This window comes from Bacillus sonorensis NBRC 101234 = KCTC 13918, from assembly GCF_001592005.1.
Classification (GTDB): Bacteria; Bacillota; Bacilli; order Bacillales; family Bacillaceae; genus Bacillus; species Bacillus sonorensis.
On the sequence record NZ_BCVZ01000024.1, the window covers coordinates 1 to 15,596 of the forward strand.

Here is a 15,596-nt window from a genome sequence, read left to right on the forward strand (position 1 = left end):
TCATTATTAAAGCGACTTTTATATTATATCCATTACTCAATATAAAGTCAAGAACTTTTTTTAAGTTCTTTTTTGTTTCATTGCCTGTTTAGCGGCAACGAATAATAATATACCACCGTATTTACGATTGCGCAATACTTTTTTAGAAAAAAATAAAAATCAATTTAAATTCAGCCGGAACCGCTATAATAGCGCCTCCGACTGAAAGGTCTTTAACGATGCCTCATTTGTGGGAATAATAAAACATCCCTGATTGAAGGTGAATTCGTCAAAAGCATAATAAGTCTGTCAATACCGATACCTAAACCGCCGGTAGGAGGCATTCCGTACTCTAATGCTTCGACAAAGTCCTCATCCATCATATGAGCTTCGTCATTTCCTTCTTCACGTTCTTTTAATTGCGCCTCAAAGCGCTCTTTTTGATCAATCGGGTCATTTAGTTCAGTAAATGCATTCGCGTGCTCACGACCCACGATAAACAGCTCAAAACGGTCTGTAAAACGAGGGTCTTCAGGATTCTTCTTAGCAAGCGGTGAAATTTCTACCGGATGTCCATATATAAAGGTTGGCTGGATCAATGTCTCTTCTACTTTTTGTTCAAAGAACTCATTGATGATATGTCCCACTGACATATTTTCAGTAATTTCAACCCCATGTTCTTTAGCATAAGCTTTCGCTTCATCTACAGATACTTCTTTCCAGAAGTCTACGCCAGTCAATTCCTTAACGGCATCAACCATGTGAAGCCTTTTCCATTCAGGTTTGAGTTCGACCTGATGCTCTCCATACTGAACCGTCGTTGTGCCAAGCACCTCTTCAGCAATGTGAGCGATCAGATTCTCTGTTAATCTCATGATATCTTTATAGTCGGCATAAGCTTCATAAAGTTCAATCATCGTAAACTCGGGGTTATGACGGGTAGAAACCCCTTCATTACGGAATACGCGCCCGATTTCATAAACCTTTTCCAATCCGCCGACAATCAGCCTTTTCAAATGAAGCTCAATTGCGATTCTCATATAAAGAGGCATATCCAGCGCATTATGATGAGTAATGAACGGACGTGCGGATGCGCCTCCAGGGATCGAGTGCATCATAGGTGTTTCAACCTCTAAATACCCATGGTTATTCAGGTATCTTCTCATGGATTGAATGATTTTGCTGCGCGTAATAAATGTATTTTTGCTGTCCGGATTCACGATCAAATCTAAGTACCGCTGGCGATAGCGCTGCTCAATGTCTTTTAATCCGTGATATTTATCCGGAAGAGGGCGAAGAGCCTTCGTTAAAAGATCAAAGGATGTCGCTTTTACAGACAGTTCGCCTACATTCGTTTTGAACATAACGCCTGTGACGCCGACGATATCGCCTAAGTCAGAGCTTTTAAATAGCTCATACTGCTCTTCACCAACGCTGTCCTTTCTTACGTAAATCTGAATTTGGCCTTGCAGGTCTTGAATATGAGCGAATCCCGCTTTTCCTTTACCGCGTTTTGTCATCATCCGTCCTGCAATGGTGACCTCAATCGCTTTTTCTTCTAATTCTTCTTTTGAAAACTTATCGTATAAGCCAATAAGTTCAGCTGATTGATGAGAGCGGTCAAAACGCTGACCAAACGGGTCTTTTCCGCTTTCCCTCATTTGATTCATTTTTTCCCGTCTGACTTGCAGTTGGTCGTTTAACTCTTCATGGTTATGCTCTTCATGACTCATCAGTATCACTCCGTTACTTTTATTCTTTCAGGAAAAAAGCAGAAAAACTGCCAGTTAAAACTGGCAGTGAGCAGAGGTCGGATTTATCCCACTTTTGCATCCTGAAGCTCTTTTGCCTCGGCTTCAATCGTAAACGCATCTAGCAGCTGAACAAGTTCATCTCTTGTTTCACAATTGTTGATTTCGTTCCGGACCTTTGCGTTTCCTCTTATGCCTTTTAAATACCAGGCTGCATGCTTTCTCATCTCGCGAACAGCAACATGTTCTCCTTTGAGTTTGATTAAACGGTCAAGGTGAAGCTTGCAGACAGTTATCTTTTCCCGTACTTTAGGTTCATCTTTCAACTCGCCGGTTTCAAGATAATGAACCGTACGGTAAATCATCCAAGGATTCCCCAAAGCGGCGCGGCCGATCATGACGCCGTCCACTCCTGTTTCATCAAGCATGCGCTTTGCATCTTGAGGGGTTTTCACGTCTCCATTGCCGATGACAGGTATTGAAACAGACTGCTTTACTTCTTTGATAATATCCCAGTTCGCTGTTCCTTCATACATTTGTACACGGGTCCGTCCATGGAGAGCCACCGCTTTTCCGCCTGCGCGTTCTACTGCTCTCGCATTTTCCACCGCATAGATGTGGTCTTCATCCCAGCCCATTCTCATTTTAACGGTAACAGGCTTATCAACGGAATCCACCACGGCAGAAACCATTTCGTAAATTTTATTCGGATCCAGAAGCCACTTGGCTCCCGCATCGCATTTTGTGATTTTTGGCACCGGACATCCCATGTTTATATCAATAATATCAGCAGTTGTGTTTTGGTCAACAAATTTTGCAGCTTCGACCAGCGTCTCTTTTTCACCGCCGAAGATTTGCAGGCTGAGCGGCTTTTCGCGCTCATCGATGTACAGCATTCCCATCGTTTTTGCGTTGTTGTAAAGGATTGCCTTGTCACTGACCATTTCGGCGCATACGAGGCCCGCTCCGAACTCTTTAACAGTCAAGCGGAAAGCGGAGTTGCACACTCCGGCCATCGGCGCCAGCACAACTCTGTTTTTCAATTCAATATCACCGATTTTAAACATTTTTCGTCCTCCTTTCTTATTCTTCTGATGGAGATAGTTCCTCCACTGTTATATTTAAAGTATTGGCTACATCCCTGAGCATGCTTTCCGACGGCATACGGTTTCCCCGTTCAACTTCGCCAAGCACAGAAACGGATATACCCAGCGCTTTTGCAAACCCTTCTTGAGTATAACCTTTCAGTTTTCTGAACGCACGAATTCGTCTACCCCAGATCTCTGCTTCCATATCCTTACACCTTCCCGATTTATTGCATGATCACAAGATCCCTCATAGTCCGGATAAATCTCCAGTAGCGGGACGAGTACAAACATACGTTCATGCATTCTCGGATGGGGAACTGTGAGTTGCTCTGTCTCAATATTTTCACGATTATAAAGCAAAATGTCAAGGTCTGCCGTTCTCGGCCCCCATCTGATATCGCGTGTCCGGCCGAGCTCATTTTCAATGTGCTGGGTCAAATCAAGCAATTCAAACGGAGTAAGAGACGTCTTGACCTCAGCGGCCATGTTTAAAAACGCATCCTGATCTGTGTAACCGACAGGGTCTGTTTCATAGATGGAGGAAATATCGGTAACCGCCACAGACGGATGCTGATGAAGGAGAGCGACCGCTTTTTTTAAAAATTCTTCCCGCGGACCGATATTGGAGCCAAGCGCGATATATGCCGTATGCTTCATTTCCGCTTTCTCGTCATTTCTATGGCAACGGATTTATAATGGCCGGGAATCGGCGGATCAGGCTTTATCACTTTGACGGTGCATTCCTGAACCGTTTGAAATCGCTTGAGCACTTTAGCGGCTATCGTTTCCGCAAGGGTTTCGACAAGGTTGACCGGCTCTCCTTCGACAACCTCTTTGCAAAGCTTATACAGCTCGGCATAGTTAATCGTCGCATCAATGTCATCGGTTTTTCCCGCTTCACTCAAATCAAGATGCGCCGTCAAATCGACGCGGAATCGCTGACCGAGTTTGTTTTCTTCTTTGAAAACGCCATGATACCCGTAAAACTCCATCCCTTCAACATACACTTTATCGATGATAAGCGCCTCCTTTATCAATCATGGCATCCATCATTTTCGCCATTCTCGAGATTTGCTTGACATCATGCACCCTGACAATATCGCATCCTTTTTGAATACCTAGACATACCGTCGCCCCCGTGCCTTCTGCCCGCTCCTCAGGCGGCAGATCCAACACACGGCCGATGAATGTTTTGCGTGAAGTCCCTAATAAAACCGGATATCCAAGATCACAGAATGCCTCAAGCTGATTCATGACTGCGAGGTTGTCCTTGTATGTTTTTGCAAATCCGATCCCGGGATCAATGATAATATGATGATCCGGCACACCGGCTGCTTTTGCGATGCTTATGCATTCCCCCAAATCAGCCATCATATCCGGTATCAAATCTGTATAATTCCGCTCATGGCGGTTGTGCATTAAAACAATCGGCACATCATGGGAAGCTGCAACCGGCGCCATTTCCGGATCGGCCTTTGCCCCCCAGACATCATTGATAATGGAAGCCCCGGCTTTAACGGCTTCGTCGGCGACTTGCGCCTTGTATGTGTCAATAGAAATCGGCACATCGATTTCCTGAACAAGCTTTTCAATCACCGGTATAACCCTTGTGAGCTCTTCATCAGCAGAAACTTTGCCGGCGCCGGGCCTTGTTGATTCCCCGCCGATATCGAGGATATGCGCGCCGTCTTCTATCATTTGTTTCGCATGTATCACGGCGCGATCGATGCTGTTGTATTTCCCTCCGTCTGAAAATGAATCCGGAGTCACATTTAAAATTCCCATAATCAATGTTTTATCTTCATATGACAATGTGTGGTGTTTTGCTATCAACCGTTTTGAACGGGCCAATGTTTGCGGCGCCATATCCTTCACCCTTTAGATCAATAATAGTCTTTGTTGCGTTGTCTATCGTTAGTGTATACCTCTTGCAGACTTTTTGTCAGGCTTCCATCCTTTCCCGGAAACAGGGCATTGCCGATTTTCCGGAAAGGGACGATTTCCTGAACGGAATTGGTCATCCAGGCTTCATCCGCACGAAGCAGATGTTCCAAAGGGTATTCCCCCTGCCTGACTTCAACACCCATTTTGGGAAAACGTTCTATGATATAACGCCTTGTGACCCCGTCTAAAATTCCAGTCTTGAGTGAAGGTGTATACACACATCCGTCCTTCGTCCAAAAAACGTTGGAAATGATTCCTTCAGCTACAGCTCCGCCGTCCGTAAGAAAAATCCCTTCTTTCTGCGGATCATTTCCCACTTCTCTTTTTCCGTACAAATTATTTAAAAAATGATGTGATTTCAGGCGAAGCGGACCCTCAGGCGTGTTTCGCCTGACTTCTAATACGACCCCTTCTTTTTCAGCCGGTATTGAAGAAGGATCGAAAGCATTCATGGTCACCATGACGCCGGGCTGTTTGTAAGAGTCGGCAGAAAGCCCAGATGCAGAGGGGCCTGCAGATATATTAAGACGAACACGAGCATGTCCGTTTGGCGGCTGATTCAGCTTCAAAAGCTCGTCAAGCACTTCCAGAATATCATCCTTCGTCAGCGAAATGTCGATTTTCAGCTCGCTGACCGCCCTCTCCAGCCTTTCCATATGCCATTCAAAGAGGAAAGGTTTCCCCTCATAAAGGCGGAATGTTTCAAAAACGCCGATTCCGTATAGAAAACCGTGGTCAAAAGGAGAAAGTCTCGCTTCCCCCTCCTCCAAGTATTGACCGTTCAGGTATATGATCATGCGTTCACTTTCTTTCGGTAAGTCTCAATAAAATTCTTTAGCATTTCTTTTCCAAAGGAGGTCATGATGGACTCTGGATGGAACTGAACGCCTTCAATCGGCAACTCTTTATGCCTGATGGCCATAATCTCGCCTTCTTTTGTCCAGGCGGATGTGATGAAGCAGTCAGGCAGCGTTTCCGGCTTTACAATCAGCGAATGGTATCTGGTCGCGGTCAGTGGATTTTCAAGATCCTTAAATACGGTCAACCCGTCATGGGAAATCTCAGATGTCTTTCCGTGCATTAAGCGCTCCGCCCTCACTACCTCACCGCCGAACACCTGGGCGATCGACTGGTGTCCGAGACAAACTCCGAAAATCGGTATCTTTCCGGCAAACGACCGGATGGCTTCAAGGCTGATTCCCGCTTCATCCGGGCTGCACGGCCCCGGCGAAATCATCAAAAAGTCAGGGGACATCTCTTCTATTTCCGCAATCGTGATCTCATCATTCCGCTTTACCATCAACTCTTCACCAAGCTCACCTAAATACTGAACCAAATTGTAAGTAAACGAATCATAGTTATCGATCATTAAAATCATATCTCAGCTCTCCTCTGCTCTTTTTTCTCTTCTTCGCTCAACTGCAGCGCCTTTTTCATCGCAGCGGCCTTCTTACACGATTCTTTGTATTCATGCTTAGGATTGGAATCAATGACGATGCCCGCTCCTGATTGCATGAATGCATGGCCTGCTTTGGCATAGATCGTTCGGATGACAATATTAAAATGCATATCCTGATTATATCCGAACCACCCTATAGAACCAGTATAAAGCCCGCGCCTCGTCGGCTCAAGCTCCTCGATAATTTCCATCGTTCTCACCTTTGGCGCCCCGGTGATCGTCCCTCCCGGAAATACGGCATGGATCACATCCACGGCGTCGCACTCTTCTTTTATTTCTCCGCACACATTTGAAACAATGTGCATGACGTGAGAGTATTTTTCAATCACCATGAATTCATTGACGCTTACAGTGCCATATTTCGAGACCCTTCCAAGGTCATTTCGCTCCAGATCAACAAGCATGACATGCTCCGCACGTTCTTTCTCATTCATGATCAGCTCGTTTGCAAGCGATTGATCCTCTGCTTCGTCTGTTCCCCGGGATCTTGTCCCGGCGATCGGCCTCGTTTCAAGGAGGTTTCCTTTTTTCTTGATCAGCAGTTCCGGTGATCCGCAAATCACTTGAAAATCGGGCGTTTCCAAATAAGCCATGTAAGGCGACGGATTGACCTTCCTTAACATTTTATAGACGTCAAAAGGCGGTGCCGACAGCCGCTCCGACTGCCGCAGAGAAAGGTTAACCTGAAACACATCGCCGCTTGCAATATATTGTTTGATTTTTTCCACCGCTTGGGTAAAGCCGGCTTCAGTAAAAGAAGAAGCGAATGATGCACCTTTATTTTCAGCGGCTTTTTCACGCTTTGCGGCTCCGCTCTCTTCCGATGTCCACATCGTTTCAAGCATATCAAGCATCTCTTCCGCTTTTGAGGGCTCATTTTCCTCGGTATGGGTAATCACCCACAGCTTCTCTTCCGCATGATCATAAACAGCCAAATCATCGAACACGAGAAAGAATAAATCAGGCGTTTGCAGATCATCGATAGACAGGAGCTTAAACTTTTCAATATAGCGGGCATAGTCATAGCTTAAAAAACCGACAGCCCCTCCCTGAAAATCGGGAAAATCTGCAACCGTCTCCGTTTTTAGCGTTTGAAACCACTTTGTAAACTGCAAAAACGGATCTCCCTCTTTGAAAATGATGTCCCCTTTATATTGGATCGTCGTGATTCCATCCTTTCCTTTCGCTATGGCCACAGGATCAAGTCCGGCGATGCTGTATTCGCCGCCTCTGGCGCTTTCCAGCAAAACATGGTGCTCTTTGCCTTTTGAAAGAAATTCATACCGTTTTACAAATCGTTCCTTAGAGAAAGGAAATGTTCTAGCTACAGGCCTTCGTTGTCTCATCTCATCATTCCTCTGCCGTTTTTCTACTGTCCTTATTGTAATGCAAATCTTTTTTCTTGGAAAAGAGAAATTATTTTCCAATCGCAAAAAGCCCGTGAGTTTTACTCAGAGGGGCGCAGTTGGGTCAACTAAAAAAGGGCCGTCGGCATTGCCGATAGCCCCGTCCGTTTCGATCTTATTCAAATTGATAAAGAGGTGTGCTCAAATATCTCTCTCCGTTACTAGGAAGAACAGCAAGTACTTTTTTGCCTTTTCCAAGCTTTTTAGCAACCTGGATTGCGGCAAAGATGGCCGCGCCTGAAGAAATTCCCCCGAGAACCCCTTCTTCTTTCGCCGCTTTGCGCGCGAATTCAAAGGCTTCTTCATTTTTTACCGTAATGATGTCATCATAAACATCGGTATTTAAGATTTTAGGGACGAAGCCTGCTCCGATTCCCTGTATTTTATGCGGACCCGGTTTTCCTCCGGAGAGAACCGGGGAATCCGTCGGTTCAACCGCGTAGATTTTAATTGATGGGTATTTTTCTTTCAGCACTTCTCCTGCGCCTGTAATCGTACCGCCTGTTCCGATACCGGCGATGAATGCATCAAGTCCGTCATCACCGAACTGTTCAACGATTTCCCGCCCTGTCGTACGGCGGTGAACTTCGGCATTCGCAGGATTGTTGAATTGCTGAGGCATGAAATAGCCATGCTCTTCCGCAAGCTCTTCCGCTTTTTTAATAGCGCCTTTCATGCCTTCTGCACCAGGCGTTAATACCAGCTCAGCACCGTAGGCGCGCAGAAGGTTGCGGCGTTCTGAGCTCATCGTGTCAGGCATGACAAGAATCGCCTTAATACCTTTGGCCGCAGCGACCATGGCAAGGCCGATTCCTGTGTTTCCGCTTGTCGGCTCAATGAGGGTATCGCCCTCTTTCAAAAGGCCTTTCTCTTCGGCGTCTTCGATCATTGCAAGCGCAATCCGGTCTTTTACGCTGCTTCCAGGATTCATATACTCAAGTTTTACATATACATCAGCACTGTCTTCGTCGACTAAACGATTTAATTTTACGATAGGTGTGTTTCCGATTAAGTCATAAACAGAGTTTGCAACGCGAACCATGTGAACACCTCAATTTCCGAGTAATTGTATTGGGATTATATTTAATTTATCAATATCAAAATATTTTGTCAATCTTTATTTTTCGCGTCATAGAACCAAGACACGTCCGCATCTTTCCACAATGTTTTGACTGATGCCTTGTCACCTAATTGATCCATTGCAATCTGCCTTCTGATTTGGCTCTTCACTTGATTATAAGTAAAAGCCCGTCCGTCAAGCTTTTCTTTCCGCTGGAGGATCGCATATCCCCCGCTGACTTTAAGCGGTTCTGCCGTCCATTGATTGTCCTTTAGCTGTTTAGCCGCTTCTATGTATGCCGAAGGGACGTTATCCCGCTGATCATTGACAAATCCTAGGTCTCCGCCATAAGGTGCCGTATACCGGTCTGTTGAATGTTCTGCTGCGGCTGCTTCAAAGCTTGATCCGCCTTTTAATTCTTGTAAAACCCGCTCGGCTTCGCTTTTATCTTTTACAACGATATGCTTCAGCCGATATGAATCATCAAATTTATATAAGGTCTTGTTTTGTTGATAAAACGACTTTAATTCTTTTTCAGAAATCACGATATCTTTTGTAAGCAGCTCTTCAAGCAGAATATTATGCCGGATTTGCTCCCTCCACTCTTTTTCGGTTGTGCTTTCATCCTCATAAAAAGAATTATAAACGGCTTTGACCAGGATAAACTCCCTGTCAATGTCGGCTTCAGAAACGCTGATTTTGTTTTTTTCGGCTAGCTGGTCAACGACCCGGTCATTAATCATATCCTCCAGCGTCGATTTGCCGTACCTCTCTTCCATTTTACTCAGCCATTCTTCTCTTGTGATTTCGTTTTTGCCGATGTTGGCTATTACTTCGCGATCAGATGAAGAAGAAGCGACTTGCGACTTCGTGAGGACATACGCGATCACGATGCAATTGACGAAAACTGCGATTAACACAATCGGAACCAGCATTTTTGACTTCAACATAAATTCTCCCCTTTCCCCATTGTAAAAGACCCGCTAATAGATAGCGGGCATTATATTTCATCTCGAAGAGCTTCGAGCTCTTCCTTTGTAAACAAATACGTTTCATTGCAGAAATGGCACTGCGCTTCAGCCTGGCCATCTTCATCAATCATCGCTTGAATCTCCTGCTTGCCAAGTCCGATAATTCCTCTTGCAAACCGCTCTTTGGAACAATTGCATGTAAAGCGGACAGGGACGGTTTCCAGCACTTCAGCATCTTCTCCCAAAACTGCGCCCAGCACTTCCTCAGGTGTAAGACCTTTTTGAATCAGCTTAGATATCGGTTCCACTTTTGATAAGTTGGTTTCAAGCTTTGTAATTGTATCATCGTCAGTACCGGGGAGAACTTGAAGTATAAAGCCCCCGGCAGCCAAAATCGTATTATCCGGATTGACGAGCACGCCGACTCCTACGGATGAAGGCACTTGCTCGGATGATACGAGGTAATATGTAAAATCCTCGCCGATTTCTCCGGAAACAATCTCAACCTGGCCCGTAAATAATTCGCGCAGGCCGAGATCCTTTACAACGCTTAAAGTGCCCGCAGTTCCGACAGCTCTTCTGACGTCAAGCTTTCCATGTTCATTTAAATCAAAATGAACGTGCGGATTTGACACATATCCCCTGACGTCTCCCTTTGCGTTTGCATCGGCGACGATGGCTCCGATCGGCCCGCCCCCTTCGATTTTGACTGTAAGCTTGTCTTCGCCTTTCAGCATCGCGCCAAGCATTACGGCGGCCGTCATCGTCCGTCCCAAAGCAGCAGATGCTGTCGGCCATGTGTTATGGCGTCTTTGCGCTTCATGAATGGTCTCTGTCGTTCTTACTGCATATGCACGGATTTTACCGTCATATGCAATGGCTTTTACTAAATAATCCATTGTCACCCTCCTAAACACTTTCAACGCGATTCCGTTCGTAAATCAGTTCTAGCCCTTTTAGGGTAAGAAAGGGGTCTACCACATCGATACAATCGGACTCATCCGCGATTAATGATGCAAGACCGCCAGTCGCAATGACTTTCGGATTTTGTCTTGACTGCCATTTCATCCGTTTGACAATGCCTTCAACTTGTCCGACATACCCGTAAAGAATTCCGGACTGCATGGCGCTGACCGTGCTTTTGCCGATAATATTATCCGGCCGCGCAATTTCAATTCTCGGGAGTTTTGCGGCTCTGGAATAAAGAGCTTCCGTTGATATCGTAATACCCGGCGCGATCGCTCCGCCCATGTATTCCTTATTCTCGTTAATATAACAGTACGTTGTAGCAGTTCCAAAATCAACAACAATCAGCGGGCTTCCATAGAGATGAATGGCCGCCACCGCATTTACGATGCGGTCCGCACCGACTTCTTTTGGGTTGTCGTATTTGATATTCAGACCGGTTTTCACTCCGGGGCCGACAATTTGCGGCTCAATATGAAAGTATTTTGTGCACATTCTTTCAAGTGAAAACATGATCGGCGGCACCACTGAAGAGATGATGATCCCTTCGATCTGATCAAACATCAGGCCTACATAATCAAATAAAGAACGGAGGAGCATGCCGAATTCATCCTCGGTTTTATGGCGGCTCGTTTCAATCCGCCAGTGGTATTCGAGCTCTCCGTTATGGTATACACCAAGAACGGTGTTTGTATTTCCCACATCTATAACAAGTAACATCTTATCACCACTTTTGACTAGTTTCTCTTACTTGGACATAAAACATTCTACCATCATACAATACACGATGCCGATTCTGTTTGTAAACGAATCAAAACCGAACTGCCGCGGCGGTGTTCAGTCATAAAAAATAAGAAAACTGCCAAAAAGCACAGCTTGGCAGTTTTCTTTAAAGAAACGAATGTGAGCAAATTGACTTACTCTTTTTCATCTTCTTTTGTTTCTTCTTCTCTTTTGTTGATGTTTACCTTCACATCATCGTTTTTCTCTTGATCATCTTCATAATGACGATCCGGCAGTCTTCCGTGTTCAATCAAATACTTGATTTGTTCCGCATCGAGCGTCTCAACCTCAAGCAATGTTTGGGCTATCAGCTCAAGCTTATCGCGGTTCTCTGTCAGGATTGTTTTCGCACGTTCATAGCATTCCTTAATGAAGCGCTGAATTTCCTTGTCGATCTCATATGCGATCGCATCGCTGTAGTTTTGGTCATTGTTGAAGTCGCGGCCTAAGAACACCTGACCGCCTTGTGACTGTCCAAACTGAAGCGGACCGAGTTTTTCAGACATACCGAATTCGGTTACCATCCGTCTTGCGATGCCTGTTGCACGCTGGAAGTCATTATGGGCTCCGGTGCTGACTTCGCCGAATATAATCTCTTCAGCTACACGGCCTCCAAGCAGACCGACGATTTTGTCAAGCAGCTCCGGCTTCGTTTGGAAATAACGGTCTTCCCTAGGAAGCATGACGGCATATCCGCCCGCTTGACCGCGGGGAACGATCGTTACTTTATGCACCATATCAGCTTCATCCAGGACAAGTCCGATGACAGTGTGTCCAGCTTCGTGATATGCAACGATATTGCGTTCTTTTTTGGAAATGACCCTGCTTTTCTTGGCAGGACCGGCGATGACGCGGTCTGTCGCTTCATCAATGTCACGCATATCGATTTTCTTTTTGTCATGTCGGGCAGCTACAAGAGCCGCTTCATTTAAAAGGTTCTCGAGATCCGCACCGGAGAATCCAGGCGTTCTCATCGCAATCGATTTCAAGTTTACTGATTCGTCAAGCGGTTTGTTTCTCGCATGCACCCGAAGCACAGCTTCACGGCCGTTTACATCCGGACGGTCGACTGTGATTTGACGGTCAAAACGTCCCGGACGCAGCAATGCCGGGTCTAAAATATCGGCGCGGTTTGTCGCCGCGATAATGATGATCCCTTCATTCGCACTGAAACCGTCCATTTCGACAAGAAGCTGGTTCAGCGTCTGTTCACGTTCATCATGGCCGCCGCCTAAACCGGCTCCACGCTGACGTCCGACAGCATCGATTTCATCGATGAAAATCAGGCATGGCGCATTTTTCTTAGCATTTTCAAACAAATCGCGGACACGGGATGCACCGACACCGACGAACATTTCGACGAAGTCTGATCCGCTTATGCTGAAGAAAGGAACGCCGGCTTCTCCTGCACAAGCTTTCGCCAGCAATGTTTTACCCGTACCCGGAGGTCCGACTAACAGCACGCCTTTTGGAATTCTCGCCCCGAGCTCAACAAATTTGCGCGGGTCTTTCAGGAAATCAACAACTTCCACCAGCTCTTGCTTTTCCTCATCCGCTCCTGCTACATCTTTAAATTTGACTCGCTTCTTCTCTTCTGTATAGAGCTTCGCTTTGCTCTTGCCGAAGTTCATGACACGGCTTCCGCCGCCCTGAGCCTGATTAAGCAGGAAGAAGAAAAGAATGAAGATAATAACAAAAGGGATTATGGTTGTAAAGAAGGTCATCCATCCGTTCGTTTCCTGTGCAGGCTCAACTTGTACCTTCGTCTTTTTCACTGCATCAAAAATCTGGTCTGCCCCTTTTCCTTCAGGAACATGGGTCAGGAAATACTGGTCTTTGGCATAGTTTTTAAGCTGTCCTCTGACCTCATAAACACCTCTGACAGGCTGGATAGAAACATTTTCAACCTTCCCGTTATCAAGGTTTGAAACAAAGTCACTGTACGTCATATTTTCGGTTTTCGGATTTGCGGTTTGGAAGTAGCTCACAACTCCGATCACAACTAATAAAATAAGTAAATAAAAAATGGTATTACGGAAGACCCGATTCATTCCTTACCTCCTCCCACAGTAAGCACAACTATGTTCAATAGTATCATAGAAAATCGTTCCAATACAACAGATATCCCTTTCCCAATCAGCTCTCATAAACCGCCGGTTTGAGCACTCCGATATACGGGAGATTGCGGTAGCGTTCCGCATAATCAAGACCGTATCCTACGACAAAGGCATCCGGCACTTCAAAGCCGACGTAGTCCGCTTTGATATCCGCCTTGCGTCCGCTCGGTTTATCAAGAAGGGTCACAATCTTAATCGATTTTGCCTTGCGGTATCGGAAAAGCTCTACAAGATAACTCAAAGTCAGCCCACTGTCGATGATGTCCTCAATAATTAAGATGTCACGGCCCTCTACAGATGTATCCAAATCCTTAATGATTTTTACCTCACCTGAAGAGACCGTGGAATTGCCATAGCTTGATACATCCATGAAATCCATTTCCAAATATGTATCAATATGCTTTAAAAGATCCGCCATAAATGGCATGGCCCCTTTTAAGACGCCGATGGCCAGGGGGAACTTGTCGCTATACTCTTCGGTTAAAGCAGCGCCGAGCTCCTTGACTTTTTTTTGGATCTCTTCCTCGGAGATCAAAATATTTTCAATATCGTGTTTCATTCTTTGCTAGCCCCCTACACTTTTCATGCTGTCTATATTGTAATACAATGCGATCATTGTTTGTAACATCAAGTTCCTCAAAAATGGATTTTTTCAGACCCGGTATCCAGATAATCCTTCCATCCGCGTCTGTGACAATGGGCCAGCTGTCTCTTTTCGAAAGAGGCACTTTTTCATTAATAAATATATCTTTTACCTTTTTTGAGCCGTTCATCCCTTTAAGTTTGATTCTATCCCCTTTTTGCCTTGTCCGTACATAAAGGGGGAAATGAACCTGCTGCGGACTTGTTGCGAAAACATCATTTCCATTCAAAGCACGGTCTTCGCCTTGTTTGCTCACATGAAGGGAGAAGCCGCCCGGAAGCATCAGGTCTTCTTCGTCTGCTCCGCTAATTTCATATTGATAGGAAATATTTTCACATTGCAACCGATGAAATGTAAACAAACATGTATGATATGATTTTATCACTTTTAACCCATTTGGAAAATCAAGGGAACCGGATGGATCTTTTTTTGCAATCCATTCCAGAAACACCTTAATATGATGGGATGAAAACGCAGTTGGAACGTTTTCATAAAGATAGTTTAATATTAGTTGAACTCCTCTTCTTTGTAAAGGCAAAGGAAGTGCAAGAAGGCTTTCCACATTGATTTCGATACAGGAACTTGACTTGTTTGTGATTACTGTATTCATTTTATCTTTCGTTAATGCCTGTAAGTATAATTCATCTTCTGTCAGCGATTCACTGACAGATTGAAACCGTTTATGGACATCTTCCGACTCCTCCTTCAAAAAAGGAAGAACATGATGCCTGAATCTGTTCCGGGTATAATCGTCTTCATTGTTGCTTGGATCTGTTCTGAACGGTACATGATTCGCTTTGCAGTACTGTAAAATATCCTCCTTTGCAAGATCGAGAAACGGCCTGATCAGCCACCCTTCTCCAAACCGGCGCACCGGCCGGATGCCGGCAAGTCCTAAACCGACGGTTCCTTTCGCCAATTTCATCAGCATCGTCTCGATCTGGTCATCGCCATGATGAGCCAGGGCCAAATATGTGGCATGGTGCTTTTCCATTTGATCTTTAAAGAACCGAAAGCGGCATTCTCTTGCAGCTGCCTGTTTATTGAGGTTTTTTTCGGCAGCATACTTCTGAACGTTGATTTGCAGCGCTTCACAGAGAATCCCCTCCGCTTTGCAGAAATCCTTTACAAAGCGCATGTCCTGTTCAGACTCCAAGCCTCTGAACATATGATCGACATGTGCAGCAATCAGTGACGCAGATCCGGGAATCATGCGTTTCAGCGCATGAAGCAAAGCCATTGAATCAGGCCCTCCGGAGACTCCGACAATGATTGTCGCATCATCAAACGACAGATCGTTTTTTTTCATAAATTCCTCAATACTTTTCACGATGTCCTCCCACTATAAGCAGGGTGAATTTCAAAAGATATAAATATCCTAACACTTTCAAACTGTCCCTGCAAAGAAGAGCTATCGCCGCATGATCTG

General features: G+C 45.3%; 16 protein-coding genes. All 16 read right to left on the reverse strand.

Going from position 1 to position 15,596, the window contains the following annotated elements:
- Positions 1 to 212 precede the first annotated feature (212 nt).
- The 16 genes from lysS to tilS all read right to left on the reverse strand — a co-directional run bounded on the left by lysS (position 213) and on the right by tilS (position 15,497).
- Positions 213 to 1,712, reverse strand: a complete 1,500-nt coding sequence (gene lysS / locus BTR1S_RS18860) for a lysine--tRNA ligase (RefSeq protein ID WP_006640423.1) — start codon at positions 1,710 to 1,712, stop codon at positions 213 to 215.
- An 83-nt stretch (positions 1,713 to 1,795) separates the two neighbouring features.
- Positions 1,796 to 2,797: a tRNA dihydrouridine synthase DusB gene (gene dusB, locus BTR1S_RS18865; protein ID WP_006640422.1), complete on the reverse strand. Its 1,002-nt coding sequence runs from the start codon at positions 2,795 to 2,797 to the stop codon at positions 1,796 to 1,798.
- A 16-nt stretch (positions 2,798 to 2,813) separates the two neighbouring features.
- Entirely contained in the window at positions 2,814 to 3,023 is a 210-nt protein-coding gene (locus tag BTR1S_RS22185) for a helix-turn-helix domain-containing protein (RefSeq protein WP_006640421.1), read from the reverse strand.
- A complete protein-coding gene (folK, locus tag BTR1S_RS18870; RefSeq protein WP_006640420.1) occupies positions 2,975 to 3,475 on the reverse strand; it encodes a 2-amino-4-hydroxy-6-hydroxymethyldihydropteridine diphosphokinase in 501 nt (166 codons plus the stop codon). The genes BTR1S_RS22185 and folK overlap by 49 nt, the downstream gene beginning before the upstream one ends.
- Positions 3,472 to 3,834, reverse strand: coding sequence for a dihydroneopterin aldolase (folB, locus tag BTR1S_RS18875; RefSeq protein WP_029418747.1), 363 nt, complete (start codon positions 3,832 to 3,834; stop codon positions 3,472 to 3,474). The genes folK and folB overlap by 4 nt, the downstream gene beginning before the upstream one ends.
- Positions 3,827 to 4,684: a dihydropteroate synthase gene (gene folP, locus BTR1S_RS18880; RefSeq protein ID WP_006640418.1), complete on the reverse strand. Its 858-nt coding sequence runs from the start codon at positions 4,682 to 4,684 to the stop codon at positions 3,827 to 3,829. The genes folB and folP overlap by 8 nt, the downstream gene beginning before the upstream one ends.
- 17 nt (positions 4,685 to 4,701) lie before the next feature.
- Positions 4,702 to 5,559, reverse strand: coding sequence for an aminodeoxychorismate lyase (gene pabC / locus BTR1S_RS18885; RefSeq protein ID WP_034325931.1), 858 nt, complete (start codon positions 5,557 to 5,559; stop codon positions 4,702 to 4,704).
- A complete protein-coding gene (gene pabA, locus BTR1S_RS18890; RefSeq protein ID WP_006640416.1) occupies positions 5,556 to 6,140 on the reverse strand; it encodes an aminodeoxychorismate/anthranilate synthase component II in 585 nt (194 codons plus the stop codon). The genes pabC and pabA overlap by 4 nt, the downstream gene beginning before the upstream one ends.
- Positions 6,137 to 7,567, reverse strand: coding sequence for an anthranilate synthase component I family protein (locus BTR1S_RS18895; protein ID WP_006640415.1), 1,431 nt, complete (start codon positions 7,565 to 7,567; stop codon positions 6,137 to 6,139). The genes pabA and BTR1S_RS18895 overlap by 4 nt, the downstream gene beginning before the upstream one ends.
- A gap of 175 nt (positions 7,568 to 7,742) precedes the next feature.
- Positions 7,743 to 8,669, reverse strand: a complete 927-nt coding sequence (cysK, locus tag BTR1S_RS18900; RefSeq protein ID WP_006640414.1) for a cysteine synthase A — start codon at positions 8,667 to 8,669, stop codon at positions 7,743 to 7,745.
- A gap of 68 nt (positions 8,670 to 8,737) precedes the next feature.
- Entirely contained in the window at positions 8,738 to 9,622 is an 885-nt protein-coding gene (locus BTR1S_RS18905) for a peptidyl-prolyl cis-trans isomerase (RefSeq protein ID WP_373870249.1), read from the reverse strand.
- Between the two features lie 65 nt (positions 9,623 to 9,687).
- Entirely contained in the window at positions 9,688 to 10,557 is an 870-nt protein-coding gene (hslO, locus tag BTR1S_RS18910) for an Hsp33 family molecular chaperone HslO (protein WP_029418750.1), read from the reverse strand.
- A 10-nt stretch (positions 10,558 to 10,567) separates the two neighbouring features.
- A complete protein-coding gene (locus BTR1S_RS18915; RefSeq protein ID WP_006640412.1) occupies positions 10,568 to 11,344 on the reverse strand; it encodes a type III pantothenate kinase in 777 nt (258 codons plus the stop codon).
- 197 nt (positions 11,345 to 11,541) lie between these two features.
- On the reverse strand, positions 11,542 to 13,458 hold the full coding sequence (gene ftsH / locus BTR1S_RS18920) for an ATP-dependent zinc metalloprotease FtsH (protein ID WP_006640411.1): 1,917 nt from the start codon (positions 13,456 to 13,458) through the stop codon (positions 11,542 to 11,544).
- A gap of 85 nt (positions 13,459 to 13,543) precedes the next feature.
- Positions 13,544 to 14,083 (reverse strand): hypoxanthine phosphoribosyltransferase, encoded by a 540-nt coding sequence (hpt, locus tag BTR1S_RS18925; protein WP_006640410.1) that lies wholly within the window; start codon positions 14,081 to 14,083, stop codon positions 13,544 to 13,546.
- Positions 14,067 to 15,497 carry a tRNA lysidine(34) synthetase TilS gene (gene tilS / locus BTR1S_RS18930; RefSeq protein WP_006640409.1) on the reverse strand — a complete coding sequence of 477 codons (1,431 nt, stop codon included), beginning with the start codon at positions 15,495 to 15,497 and terminating at the stop codon, positions 14,067 to 14,069. Before tilS ends, hpt begins: the two co-directional genes overlap by 17 nt.
- Between the last annotated feature and the right edge of the window lie 99 nt (positions 15,498 to 15,596).

What these genes read in the sequence shown, in the direction of transcription:
- lysS (WP_006640423.1), bottom strand. Translation starts at nt 1,712, where the DNA reads ATGAGTCATGAAGAGCATAACCATGAAGAGTTAAACGACCAACTGCAA.
- dusB (WP_006640422.1), bottom strand. Translation starts at nt 2,797, where the DNA reads ATGTTTAAAATCGGTGATATTGAATTGAAAAACAGAGTTGTGCTGGCG.
- BTR1S_RS22185 (WP_006640421.1), bottom strand. Translation starts at nt 3,023, where the DNA reads ATGGAAGCAGAGATCTGGGGTAGACGAATTCGTGCGTTCAGAAAACTG.
- folK (WP_006640420.1), bottom strand. Translation starts at nt 3,475, where the DNA reads ATGAAGCATACGGCATATATCGCGCTTGGCTCCAATATCGGTCCGCGG.
- folP (WP_006640418.1), bottom strand. Translation starts at nt 4,684, where the DNA reads ATGGCGCCGCAAACATTGGCCCGTTCAAAACGGTTGATAGCAAAACAC.
- pabC (WP_034325931.1), bottom strand. Translation starts at nt 5,559, where the DNA reads ATGATCATATACCTGAACGGTCAATACTTGGAGGAGGGGGAAGCGAGA.
- pabA (WP_006640416.1), bottom strand. Translation starts at nt 6,140, where the DNA reads ATGATTTTAATGATCGATAACTATGATTCGTTTACTTACAATTTGGTT.
- BTR1S_RS18895 (WP_006640415.1), bottom strand. Translation starts at nt 7,567, where the DNA reads ATGAGACAACGAAGGCCTGTAGCTAGAACATTTCCTTTCTCTAAGGAA.
- cysK (WP_006640414.1), bottom strand. Translation starts at nt 8,669, where the DNA reads ATGGTTCGCGTTGCAAACTCTGTTTATGACTTAATCGGAAACACACCT.
- BTR1S_RS18905 (WP_373870249.1), bottom strand. Translation starts at nt 9,622, where the DNA reads ATGCTGGTTCCGATTGTGTTAATCGCAGTTTTCGTCAATTGCATCGTG.
- hslO (WP_029418750.1), bottom strand. Translation starts at nt 10,557, where the DNA reads ATGGATTATTTAGTAAAAGCCATTGCATATGACGGTAAAATCCGTGCA.
- BTR1S_RS18915 (WP_006640412.1), bottom strand. Translation starts at nt 11,344, where the DNA reads ATGTTACTTGTTATAGATGTGGGAAATACAAACACCGTTCTTGGTGTA.
- ftsH (WP_006640411.1), bottom strand. Translation starts at nt 13,458, where the DNA reads ATGAATCGGGTCTTCCGTAATACCATTTTTTATTTACTTATTTTATTA.
- hpt (WP_006640410.1), bottom strand. Translation starts at nt 14,083, where the DNA reads ATGAAACACGATATTGAAAATATTTTGATCTCCGAGGAAGAGATCCAA.